Annotated in this window: 13 protein-coding genes; all 13 read left to right on the top strand. The window is 28.3% G+C overall.

Annotated features, from left to right (window positions below; translation table 11 throughout):
• Window positions 1-48 precede the first annotated feature (48 nt).
• The 13 genes from L21TH_RS14340 to L21TH_RS09915 all read left to right on the top strand — a co-directional run bounded on the left by L21TH_RS14340 (window position 49) and on the right by L21TH_RS09915 (window position 12909).
• Window positions 49-210, top strand: coding sequence for a hypothetical protein (locus tag L21TH_RS14340; protein ID WP_006315250.1), 162 nt, complete (start codon window positions 49-51; stop codon window positions 208-210).
• A 48-nt stretch (window positions 211-258) separates the two neighbouring features.
• Window positions 259-1437, top strand: a complete 1179-nt coding sequence (locus tag L21TH_RS09970; RefSeq protein WP_006315248.1) for an AI-2E family transporter — start codon at window positions 259-261, stop codon at window positions 1435-1437.
• A gap of 286 nt (window positions 1438-1723) precedes the next feature.
• On the top strand, window positions 1724-4369 hold the full coding sequence (gene alaS, locus L21TH_RS09965; RefSeq protein WP_006315246.1) for an alanine--tRNA ligase: 2646 nt from the start codon (window positions 1724-1726) through the stop codon (window positions 4367-4369).
• Window positions 4370-4483: 114 nt separating this feature from the next.
• Entirely contained in the window at window positions 4484-4741 is a 258-nt protein-coding gene (locus L21TH_RS09960; protein WP_006315244.1) for an IreB family regulatory phosphoprotein, read from the top strand.
• 17 nt (window positions 4742-4758) lie between these two features.
• Window positions 4759-6948, top strand: a complete 2190-nt coding sequence (locus tag L21TH_RS09955) for an alkaline phosphatase family protein (protein ID WP_006315242.1) — start codon at window positions 4759-4761, stop codon at window positions 6946-6948.
• Window positions 6949-6963: 15 nt separating this feature from the next.
• On the top strand, window positions 6964-7914 hold the full coding sequence (locus L21TH_RS09950; RefSeq protein ID WP_006315240.1) for an aldo/keto reductase: 951 nt from the start codon (window positions 6964-6966) through the stop codon (window positions 7912-7914).
• A 69-nt stretch (window positions 7915-7983) separates the two neighbouring features.
• Window positions 7984-8397, top strand: a complete 414-nt coding sequence (ruvX, locus tag L21TH_RS09945) for a Holliday junction resolvase RuvX (RefSeq protein WP_006315239.1) — start codon at window positions 7984-7986, stop codon at window positions 8395-8397.
• A 19-nt stretch (window positions 8398-8416) separates the two neighbouring features.
• Window positions 8417-8683, top strand: coding sequence for a DUF1292 domain-containing protein (locus L21TH_RS09940; RefSeq protein WP_006315237.1), 267 nt, complete (start codon window positions 8417-8419; stop codon window positions 8681-8683).
• An 85-nt stretch (window positions 8684-8768) separates the two neighbouring features.
• The gene (gene sfsA, locus L21TH_RS09935) at window positions 8769-9476 is read left to right on the top strand and encodes a DNA/RNA nuclease SfsA (protein ID WP_006315235.1); all 708 of its coding nucleotides are present in this window, start codon (window positions 8769-8771) and stop codon (window positions 9474-9476) included.
• Window positions 9477-9622: 146 nt separating this feature from the next.
• Window positions 9623-10060, top strand: coding sequence for a Fur family transcriptional regulator (locus tag L21TH_RS09930; RefSeq protein WP_006315223.1), 438 nt, complete (start codon window positions 9623-9625; stop codon window positions 10058-10060).
• A gap of 224 nt (window positions 10061-10284) precedes the next feature.
• Window positions 10285-11949: a ribonuclease J gene (locus tag L21TH_RS09925; protein WP_006315221.1), complete on the top strand. Its 1665-nt coding sequence runs from the start codon at window positions 10285-10287 to the stop codon at window positions 11947-11949.
• Between the two features lie 65 nt (window positions 11950-12014).
• Window positions 12015-12320, top strand: a complete 306-nt coding sequence (locus L21TH_RS09920) for a LysO family transporter (protein ID WP_006315220.1) — start codon at window positions 12015-12017, stop codon at window positions 12318-12320.
• Window positions 12310-12909: a LysO family transporter gene (locus tag L21TH_RS09915; protein WP_006315219.1), complete on the top strand. Its 600-nt coding sequence runs from the start codon at window positions 12310-12312 to the stop codon at window positions 12907-12909. The genes L21TH_RS09920 and L21TH_RS09915 overlap by 11 nt, the downstream gene beginning before the upstream one ends.
• Window positions 12910-12945: the final 36 nt, after the last annotated feature.

Genomic DNA, 12945 nt, shown 5'->3' with positions numbered 1-12945 from the left:
AAAAAAGATGAAAACTAATAATACACCCTATAAAAGGAGTGAAAATAAATGAGAAATGGATTTGTCTCAGGGATTGTTACTGGAAGTATAATAGGAGCAACAGCTGGTATGTATGCTGCATCAAAAATGACTCCAAGACAAAAAAGAAGATTTATGAGACAAGGTAAGAAAATGTTATTTGGTATGCTAGATGGTATGGGAATGTTTTAAATTAAGGCAGCTTTGCTGCCTTTTTAAACAGCAGAGAGGAGGAAATATATGGAGATTTTGCTAACTATGTTTATATATTTAAAATCGTTTTTTGTTGTAGCTTTATTAGGAATAAGCATTTATTTTTTGATAAATATAGGCAATAGTTTTGTCAAAGAGGAAAAACAATTTAAAATTACAAAAAAGCAATTATATTATTCAATAGCAATAATAGTATTAATACTTTTACTATATCAATTATATAAAATTGCAAGTGGAATTACTTCATTAATAACACCTATATTTATTTCTATAATTTTTGCATATTTATTTAACCCTCTGGTAAATTTAATGGAGGACAGAGGAATTAAACGACTTTGGGGAGTCTTATTAGTTTATCTTGCAATAATTGCCATAGTTATGATATTATCTTTTACTATAATACCTAAGATATCTATTGAGTTCAAAAAGTTAATTGATTTATTACCTAATTATTTTAGTCAATTAAATACATATTTCAACGAAATATATAATCTATATTCAGAAAATATAGAGAACCTACCTCCGCAATTTCAAGGAATAAATGATGCAATAAGGAGTAACTTATCAAATATCCAAGAAACTTTAGTATTAACATTAAGAAATATAACTAATACAACAATAGGAATTTTTTCAAAGATTTTCAGTCTTATATTGATACCTATATTGACATTTTATTTTATTAAGGATAAAGAGTACTTTAAAAGAAAAATAATGTTAACAATTCCTAAAGTATATAGAAATGATATAATTAGAGTTTCAAAAGAGATTGACATAGTTTTAAGTAAATTTATCAGGGGACAACTAATTGTAGCTGCTTTTGTCGGAATTACAACAGCAATCGGTTTATTAATTTTAGGAATTGATTTTGCACTGATTATAGGTTTAATAGCTGGTATAGCTAATGTAATACCCTATTTTGGACCTATAATAGGTATAGTTCCAGCTGTAATATTTGCTTTATTAGAAAAGCCTATAAAAGTGCTATGGGTAGTTATTTTATTTACTTTAATTCAGCAGATTGAAAGTAATATACTTTCACCTAAGATTGTTGGTGAAAGTGTTGGTTTGCATCCAGTTGTTGTTATTTTAGTGCTTTTAATTGGAGGAAGTTATTTTGGAATTTTAGGAATGTTATTAGCAGTTCCAGCTGCTGTTATTTTAAAAATTGTTTCTGCATTTATTATAGAAAAATTGACAAGACTTTAATACATATTGACAAATAGCCAAATTTTAATTATAATCCTAACTAAAGATTAGTTGAAATAGGACGATAAATACACTATTTCAAATAGGAATGATGTATACAATTACAAATAGGCTGGAAGATAAGAAGCAAAAGACGATAACAGCCCTTGAACTAGTAATGGAATGACTAATTTAGTTTAAAATTAGTGTATACAATCTCGTCCCTAAGGGTTGGGACGGGTTTTTTTATTAGATGCTACGGATATTGATTAATTAAAGAATACAAAAAGATAAAGGAGTGGGTTTAATGAAAAGATTAAGTTTAGATGAGATAAGAAAAGAATTTTTAAATTTCTTTGAAGAAAAAGACCATTTAGTAGCTCCTAGCTTTTCATTAGTTCCAAAGGGAGATAAAAGTTTATTACTTATAAATGCTGGTATGGCACCATTAAAAAAATATTTTACTGGTGCGGAAGAACCTCCAAAACGTCGTATGGCTACATGTCAAAAATGTGTAAGAACTGGTGATATTGATAATGTAGGTAAAACGGCAAGACATGCTACATTTTTTGAAATGCTAGGTAATTTCTCATTTGGTGATTATTTTAAAAAGGAAGCAATTAAATGGGCATGGGAATTTATGACAGAGAGGTTAGAGGTTTCAGAAGATAAATTATGGGTATCAGTGTATGAAGAAGATGATGAAGCTTATGAAATATGGAAAAAGGAAGTAGGTATAAGTGAAGATAGAATTGTTCGTTTAGGAAAAGAGGATAACTTTTGGGAGTTAGAAGTAGGACCAAGTGGTCCATGTTCAGAGTTATATATAGATAGAGGAGAACAGTATGGATGTGGAAGTGAAGATTGTAAACCTGGTTGTGATTGTGATAGATATGTTGAAGTTTGGAACTTAGTATTCTCTCAGTTTGATAAAGATGAAAAAGGAAACTATAATCCACTTCCAAATCCTAATATAGATACAGGTATGGGACTAGAAAGAATTGCAGCTGTAATGCAGGATGCTGCTAATATATTTGAAGTTGAACCTATTAAAACTATCTTAACAAAAGTTGAAGAAATTAGTGGTATAAATTATGGTAAAAACGATAAAGATGATATGTCTATAAGGGTGATTACTGACCATACAAGAGCAATGACTTTTATGGTTTCGGATGGAGTTATCCCTAGTAATGAAGGAAGAGGTTATGTATTAAGAAGGCTAATTAGAAGAGCTGCAAGACATGGAAAATTACTTGGAATAGAAGGAAATTTTTTAACTCAAGTGGTGGATGTAGTAATAAATAAATGGAAAGAAACTTATCCAGAATTAAAAGAAAGAGAAGTTCAAATTAAAAAAGTTATTCAAATAGAAGAGGAAAAATTCCAAGAAACTATAGACCAAGGAATGAATATTTTAGAAGAATATATTAAAGACATTAAAGATGAAAATAAAGATACTTTAAGTGGAGAAAAAGCATTTAAGCTATATGATACTTATGGTTTCCCTCTTGATTTAACTAAAGAAATTCTATTTGAATCAGGGCTGAAAGTAGATGAAGATGGATTTAATAAAGAGATGGAAGAGCAAAGAGAGAGAGCTAGAAAAGCTAGAGGAGATATTGGAAATGAAGCTTGGAGTTCAGAAGGTGTTTTAAAATTAGACGAGAACGTTAAAACAGATTTTGATGGATATGAAAATTTTAATCTAAAAACAAAAGTAATTGAGCTAATCAAAGAAGATGAAATAGTTGAAGAATTAAGTAAAGATGAAACTGGAATAATAATACTTGAAAAAACACCTTTATATGCGGAAGGTGGAGGTCAAGTAGGTGATAAAGGTCTTATTAAGAATAGTAATTTTGTAGCTGAAGTAACAGACACTAAGAAAGGTACTAATGATTCTATATTCCACTTTGTTAAGATTAAAGAAGGAACTGCTAAAAAAGGTGATATAGTTGAAGCTATAGTTGATAAAAGAAATAGATTAAATGCAGCAAGAAATCATACTGCTACCCATATTCTTCATAAAGTATTAAAGGAAGTATTAGGAGAACATGTAAATCAGGCAGGTTCTTTAGTAACACCACAAAGATTAAGATTTGATTTTACTCATTTTGAAGCTATAGATAAAGAAACATTAGCTGAAATTGAGGATAAAGTAAATTCAAAGATACAAGAAACTTTAGATGTAAATACAAAAGAAACGTCAATGAAAGAAGCTAAGGCTATGGGGGCAACAGCACTATTTGATGAAAAATATGGAGATAAAGTGAGAGTTGTAAGTGTTGGTGATTATAGCATTGAGTTATGTGGTGGTACTCACGTAAATAACTCTAGTCAAATTGGACTATTTAAGATAGTTAGTGAAGCAGGTATAGCTTCAGGTGTAAGAAGGATAGAAGCTATCACGGGTGAAAGTTTATATAAAGATATTAAAGAAACAGATGCTCAAATAAATAAGTTAACACAACTATTAAAAACAAATAAAAATGATTTAATTAATAGGGTACAATCATTAAATAATGAAGTTAAAGAATTAGTAAAAGAAATTGAAACTCTAAAAAGCAAATTGGCATCCTCTAAAATGGATGACATTGTTAATGAAGTTAAAGAAATAGAAGGAATTAAAGTTATTGCTAAGAAAATTGAAGGAATGGATATGAACAGCCTTAGACAATTAGGAGATAAAATAAGGGATAAGGTAGGTTCTGTAATAGTTGTATTAGGAAGTACTCATGGAGAAAAAGTTAGCTTTGTTTCAATGGCTACTAAAGATTTAATTAGTAAAGGCATACATGCAGGTAATCTAATAAGAGAAGTAGCTAAGATAACAGGTGGCGGCGGTGGTGGTCGCCCAGACATGGCACAAGCTGGAGGAAAAGATGCTAGTAAAATAGATGAAGCTTTAGATAAAGTATATGATTTAGTAAAGAAACAAATTTCTAATGGTTAGTGTTTAAAATATTACCCAGTAGATACTTATTGTGTCTACTGGGTAATATATAAAAAGGAATTTTGAATATTAATATAGAATATAAGACATAAATATAATAAAGGGGTGGTTTTAATGTCTAATAATATGAATGAAACGATGAAGTTTAACGTAGCAAAGGATAATGTAAATGAAGCTAGGGAGATAATCGTAACTGTATACAAGTCACTTGAAGAAAAAGGTTATAACCCTATAAACCAAATGATTGGATATATATTATCAGGGGATCCAACTTATATAACAAGTCATAATAATGCAAGAAGCTTAATAAGAAAGTTAGAAAGAGATGAACTATTAGAAGAGTTATTGAAGAGTTATTTAGCTAAAGAATAAAATTAGGAGAGATTTGATTGGTAATAAATAAGATAAAGATTACCTTTTTAGTTTTTATGATCATCTTAATAATTATAATATCAGCAAATAATGTATATTCAGATAGTGAAAATAAATATAACAGTAAAAAGACATATGTACTAATACTAAATAGGACAACTTTAGAAGATATATACTCAATGAACAATCTACTTACTCTTATAAATGAAGGTAGTATAGGATTAATGAACACAAGGGGCTTATATGGTTATGATGGACCAGAAAGCTATATTACTATTAACGCATCTACTAGGTGTTATGCTAATTATTCAACAACAGAGTTTTTTAATATTAACATAAATGAAAAAAAGATGAATGAATACATAACTGCAACAGGTATAAAACCTAGAAATTATAGTATAGCAAATTTAAAAATAAATAAGATATTGAAGCTAAATAAGAATAATAAGTATTCTCCTAATATCGGAGCATTAGGCGATTGCTTACATAAAGAAGGCTTAAAAACAGCAGTATTTGGTAATTCAGATACTGCTGATAGTTTTATTAGGACAAATTGTTTGATTGCAATGGATAGCAAGGGTTTAATAGATTATGGAAATGTAGATAACGTCTTAATAGAGGATAAATATTTTCCATATGGTGTAAAAACCAATTATAATAAAATATTAAATGAGCTTAAAGGTATAAACAAAAAAGCTTCTTTAATTGTTATTGAAGAAGGAGATTTAAATAGATTAAATTTATATAAAGAATTATTAAGCGATGAGATGTTTATAAAACACAAGAAAAAGATTTTACAACGTGCAGACGAGTTTATAGGTGATTTGCTCAATATAATTGATAAAAATAACTCTAGGATGATTATAACTAGTCCTAATAGTGGTGAAAAAATAGAAGGTGGTGTAGATAAATTAACTCCTATTATAATATGGGGAGATGGAATAAAAAGTGGGATTGTTACTTCAAAAACCACAAGAAGGCAGGGGATAGTTTCAAATATTGATATAGCACCTTCAATTACTAATTATATAGGAATAAATAGTGATAAATTTTCAGGAGAAAGAATTGAATCATTAGAATATAATGACAACTTGTCATTTATTAAGGAGCTATTAAAACGAACAGAGTTTATTTCGAAAATAAGATATTCTACTTTAAGTATTTTCTGTATTTTAACAATTATGATATCATTAATAACTACATCTTTAGTATTGATAGAATATCGACTAAAAAGCATTTTTAAAAATGTAATAATTTTCAGTTTAATATTAATTTTAACAACACCTATTACGTTACTTTTAATGTCTTTATTTAAAATTGATAATATTTACGCTTTTATAGTAGCAGCTGTAGCTTTTGTAACAATATTAACTATTATGATTTATAGGATAAATATAAAGAATAGAATCCTGTTTATTACTGGATTTACATATTTAATAATAATAGTAGATATTATATCTGGAGGGAATTTAATTAAGTTTTCTACTCTTGGATATGACCCTATCATAGGTGCAAGATATTTTGGAATAGGTAATGAGTTATCGGGAGTTTTAATTGGATGCATGTTTATATTTTGGGCTTTAATACTGGAAAAAATTAAAAGAAGATATTTTATCTTAATTTTTCTGATTTATACAATTGTTTTGGTAATAGCACCTAATTACGGAGCTAATTTAGGAGCAACTTTGTCATTGATTGGTGGAACTATATATTTTGTTATTAGTATTTATAAGATTAATCTAGATTTCAAAACCATTACACTTTTTTTATTAATTACAATAGCATTTATTATGGGATTTACAATTATAGATTTTAGTTTCTCATTCACAACATCACATTTAGGGAAATTGGTAACAAGTACAATAAATAATGGAATAAAAACGGTTTATGATGTGATTTCTAGAAAATTATATATGAATATAAAATTACTTGGTGTTACTATATGGTCTAAAGTTCTTCTTGTTAACTTAATATGCTTGATTTTATTGATTCGATTTAAGAATCGTAAATTAAAGACGCTATTTAAAGAGAAGAACAACTTTTTTATTGGATTAACAAGTGCTTTGGTAAGTAGTACTATTGGATTTATTACAAATGATTCCGGTGTTCTACTTGCAAGTATTGCAAATATTTTTATTTTAAATTCCTTATTATATGTTACAATAGAGTATACGGAAGAAACTAATACAAATTATATTAAGTCATAATAGGGAAGTGAACTTATGGAGTATAGGAAATTAGGTAATACTAGTATTAAGATATCTAGACTATGTTTCGGCTCATTAACTATAAGTCCATTACAAGCACATTTACCTATAAAAAGTGGTGCTGATATAATAAAATATGCTTATTCTAAAGGGATAAATTTTATAGATACTGCTGAATTATATGAAAATTATGAATATATAAAAGAGGCATTAAAGGATATTAAAAGGGATAGCTATGTAATAGCTACGAAATCATATTCATATTCAAATGATACAGCACAAAAGAGCTTAGAAAAAGCGTTAAAAGAAATAAATACAGATTACATAGATATTTTTTTATTGCATGAACAAGAAAGTGAACATACTATTAGAGGGCATTATGAAGCTATAGAGTATTTTTTGAAAGCAAAAGATAAAGGTTTAATAAAGGCTTTAGGTATTTCTACCCATAGGGTTGAAGGTGTATTAGCAGCAAATAAATATGATGAAATAGAGATAATACACCCAATAGTAAATATCAAAGGATTAGGTATACAAGATGGAACAGTTAATGACATGATAAATGCTATTAAATTGGCTTATGAAAAAGGAAAAGGAATTTATGGTATGAAACCATTAGGTGGTGGACATTTAATACAAGAAGTCGAAAAGGCGTTTAATTATGTTAAAGAAATACCATATTTACACTCTATAGCAATAGGGATGCAATCAGAACATGAAGTTGATGCAAATGTCAATTTATTAAATAGAGGCTATATACCAAGTCGTATTAAAGAAAGAATAAAAAAACGAAAGCGAAAATTACATATAGCTGATTGGTGTATAGGTTGTGGTAAATGTGTAGACATATGCCAACATGGTGGTATAAAAATAATTGATAAAAAAGCAGTACCAATTCAAGATAAATGTGTATTTTGCGGATACTGTGCTAGTAAGTGTCCTGAATTTTGTATAAAGGTTATATAAATATGATAAGAATTATTTTTATATGAATTAAAACTATATTAAGCAACAATAATAACTATGGAGGTATGTATGAAAAGAGTACTTGGACTAGATGTAGGAGATAAAACAATCGGAGTTGCTGTGAGTGACCCATTAGGTCTTACAGCTCAAGGGATAACAACTATAAGAAGAACTAATATTGAAAATGATTTTAATTCTTTAAAAGATATAATTAACAAATACGAAATTAAATTAGCAGTAATAGGTTTGCCTAAGAATATGAATAATACTATTGGCCCACAGGGCGAAAAAGTTTTAGAATTTGTTGAATATTTTAAGGAAAAATTTGATATAGAAGTAATTTTAGAAGATGAAAGATTAACAACAGCATATGCTGAAAGGATATTAATAAATGGAGATATGAGCAGAAAAAAAAGAAAAAAAGTTATAGACAAAGTTGCTGCAACATATATTTTACAATCATATCTCGATAGAACTAGATAAGTAGAGAGGAGGATATAAAATGAAAGAGAATAAAAATATTATTGAATTAATAGATGATAACGGTAATAAAGAAGAATTTGAAGTGTTAGCTACTTTTCATATAGAAGACAATGAGTATGCTATATTACAACCTTATGGAAAAGATAATGATGAAGATGATGGAGTGGTTGTTTTAAGAATTGAATGTGATGAATCTGGTAATTTATCTTTAGTAAATATAGAAGATAAAAATGAAATAGAAGATGTAATAGCTGCCTATAATGCTATAGCAGACGATATTATATAATGATCTTAAAGTAATATAAAAATTAAATAAATTTATTCAATTTAAATTAGTTATCAATGGGAATATTAACTTACGGGGCGATTTAATGAAATTAAAGATAGATGGTAATATATTAGAAGGGTATTTCCATAGACGAGTTAATAGATTTATAGCAGAGGTTTATATAAACAATAAGCTTGAAAAAGCACATGTACCTAATACTGGACGGATGAAAGAACTATTAGTTGAAGGAGCTAAAGTATTAGTACGAAAAGTAGAAAAAACAGAACGTAAAACTAAATTTGATTTATTAATGGTATATTATAATAATATATTAGTTAATATTGATTCTAAAATTCCTAATATATTATTATATAAAGGGTTTCAAGAGAAAAAGTTGAATTACTTTAAAGAATATAATGAAGTAAAAAGAGAAGTAACATATGGTAATAGTAGATTTGATATTGGTTTAATAGGTAAAGAAAATGCTTTGATTGAAGCAAAATGTGTTACTTTTGTAAGGAATAAAATTGCAATGTTTCCCGATGCACCTACAAAAAGAGGTGTAAAACATATTAATGAATTAATTAAAGCAACAAAGGAAGGGGTAAAAACTGCTGTATTCTTTATAATACAAAGAGATGACGCTGAAGTTTTTATGCCTAATTGGGAAATGGACAAAGAATTTTCAAGTTGTTTAAGAAAAGCATATAATAATGGTGTAAAGATAGTTCCTTTAATTTGTAAAGTTACAAGGAAAACAATATGTATAGATAAAGAAATTGATATAAAATTTAAAAAAACAGGTGGTTAATAAAACAAAAATTGGTAGATAATAAGTGATTTTTAGAAAATAATTAAGTAATATTAACACAATTAAGTCTAAATAGTAACGCATTTGTTGACTTTTAAATATTATAGATATAGACTATATATAGAAACAAAAAAGCGGGTGGAAGTATGGACTCTATATTCGATACATTAAAAGAAAAACTAAAGGAAAATGGATATAAGTTAACGACTCAGAGAAGAATAATTGTAGATGTGATAGCAGAAAATCAAGGTGGACACTTAAGTCCTGAAGAAATATATGACAAGGTGAAAGACAAGTATCCTGAGATAGGGTTAGCTACGGTTTATAGAACTCTACAGTTACTTGAAGAATTAAATATTGTGTATAAACTTAACTTTAACGACGGCTGTAGTAGATATGAACTAAATACATGTAGTGGAGACCATCATCACCATCATTTAATTTGCTTAAATTGCGGTAAGGTTATTGAGGTTGAAGTAGATTTACTAGAAAATTTAGAAGAAGAAATAGAAAAAGAGGGAGAATTTAAGGTAGTTGACCATAATGTGAAGTTTTTTGGATATTGTAAAGACTGCCAAAAATAAGTCCCCAGATGGGGATTTATTTTTTAATGAATATATTTATAAATGATAAATTATTATTTAATGATACGGTTAGACTATTATAAAATAATGATTTTAGCGTTTAGTAAATTAATATAAGTTCTAAGTTAATTTGAACGGCTTTATTTATTTTACATAAGGTAATAAATTTGAACGTGATTTAATGACAAAAATTATAAGACAAAGGAAAGAAGGAGAGTGGTACGGTGGCAAAAAGAACATCAAAATTAAAAATAATTCCCCTAGGAGGATTATACGAAATAGGTAAAAATATTACAGTTATTGAATATAAAGGGGATATAATTGTTATAGATTGTGGTCTTGCATTTCCAGAAGATGAAATGTTAGGTATAGATGTAGTTATACCTGACATAACGTATTTACTTAAGAACAGGGAAAAGATTAAGGGAATTGTGTTAACTCATGGACATGAAGACCATATTGGAGCATTACCTTATGTTTTGAAAAAAATAAATGTTCCTGTTTATGGTACTAAATTAACTTTAGGACTTGTAGAAAATAAGATTAAAGAACATAAATTAAAGAATACTAAGCTTAGAGTTACAAAACCGGGACAAAAAATAAAGTTAGGATGTTTTGAAGTAGAGTTTATAAGAACTAGTCACAGTATTCCTGATTCTGTTGCATTAGCCATAAATACTCCAGTTGGAGTAGTAGTGCATACTGGAGATTTCAAAGTAGATTATACGCCTATAAATGGAGAAGTTATGGATTTACACAGATTTGCTGAATTGGGCAAAAAAGGTGTATTGGTAGCTATGGCTGATAGTACTAACGTAGAAAGACCTGGATATACGATGTCAGAGCGAACAGTTGGCTCGACCTTTATTGATATATTTAAAACTGCAAAGCAACGTATAATTGTTGCCACATTTGCATCTAATATTCATCGAATACAGCAAATTATTAATGCTGCTGTTATGTATAATAGAAAAGTTGTTGTATCGGGAAGAAGTATGGTGAATGTTGTAAAAGTGGCAAGAGAGCTTGGGTATTTAGATGTACCAGATGGGACACTTATTGATATAAATGATATGAACAAATATGCTTTAGATGAAATTGTAGTTATAACAACAGGAAGTCAAGGTGAGCCAATGTCTGCTCTATCAAGAATTGCTTCTTCAGATCACAAGAAAATGGAGCTAGTACCAGGTGATTTGGTTATTATATCAGCTACACCTATTCCTGGAAATGAAAAAACAGTAGCTAAGGTTATTAACCAATTATTTAAAAAAGGAGCAAATGTTATTTATGAAACACTAGCTGATGTACATGTATCTGGACACGCTTGTCAAGAAGAATTAAAGCTTATGCATAGATTATTACAACCAAAATTTTTCATTCCTGTACATGGTGAGTATAGACATCTAAAGCAGCATGCTCAACTAGCTGAAGAACTAGGTATGGATAAAGAAAATATATTTGTTGCTGAAAATGGTTCAGTTATAGAATTTACTAAAGATGAAGGAAAATTTGCTCAGAATGTGCCTGCAGGCAATATATTGGTTGATGGACTAGGAATTGGGGATGTTGGTAACATAGTATTAAGAGATAGAAAGCATCTATCAGAAGATGGATTAATAATAGTTGTGGTTACAATAACTAAAGAAGAAGGTAAGGTTGTAGCCGGACCTGATATAATTTCAAGAGGATTTGTATATGTAAGAGAATCGGAAGATTTAATGGAAGAAGCAAAAAATGTAGTTAAAGAAGTTTTAGATGAATGTCAAAAGAATAAAATTACTGATTGGGCAACATTAAAATCAAGTATAAGAGATGCATTAAGAAATTACTTATATGAAAAGATGAAAAGAAATCCTATGATTTTACCTATTATTATGGAAGTATAATCAGGTCGTAGCAAATAAGCTACGACCTTTATTAAACTTGTAGGTTAAGGGGGAATTATAATGGGATGAGATTAATACTATATTTATGTATTTTAGGTATTGGCATTCTAATTGGCTATAACGAGTTAGGTATTGATAAACTAAAAAGACAATTATTAAAAATACAGAATATTTCACTTTTATTTTTACTTTTTGTTATGGGTATAAGAATAGGAGCAGATAAGAAAGTCATAACTTCTTTTGCAGAATTGGGGTATCAAGCCATTGTCATTTCAAGTTTTTCAATATTATTTAGTATAATATTAGTTAAATTTGTAAGGGGGTTTGTAACCAAAGGAAATGACAAGGAGGAAATGAAAAATGAGTGTTAGCATTATTATATCAGTATTATTAGGAATTGGGTTTGGATATGTGATATTACCTGAATATATTCTACAATATACAGACGTTATAATAGATATAGGATTGTGTGTATTGTTATTTTTTGTTGGTATAGATATAGGTACAAACAAGGATATATTTAATCAAATAAAAAAGATGGGGTTGAAAATTTTATTAATACCTATTATGATAATTATTGGTAGTATTGTAGGTAGTATTATAGCCGGGGTAATTTTAGATTTACCTATTAATGAAAGTGGAGCTATTGGAGCAGGTTTTGGTTGGTATACTTTATCTGCTATGATTTTAGCAAGCGAATCTACCAAATTAAGTGCTCTTGCTTTTATTACAAATGTCGTTAGAGAGATTATTGCACTTGTTAGTATACCATTTATAGCAAAGTATATAGGTGATATTGAAAGTATAGCACCAGCAGGAGCTACTGCTATGGATACTTCATTGCCGGTAATATCAAAATCTACAAATGCTAAAACTTCAATAATATCTTTTATAACAGGGGTTATTTTATCAACTGCAGTACCTATTTTAGTTCCATTTATTTTAAATGTACTAGATTAACTGTAATATTTAAAAGGTTAATAATATATGCTTATA

This window comes from Caldisalinibacter kiritimatiensis, assembly GCF_000387765.1.
Lineage (GTDB): Bacteria > Bacillota > Clostridia > Tissierellales > Caldisalinibacteraceae > Caldisalinibacter > Caldisalinibacter kiritimatiensis.
The sequence above is the reverse complement of the archived record's forward strand: the minus strand, read 5'-3'. Positions and strand labels throughout refer to the sequence as shown.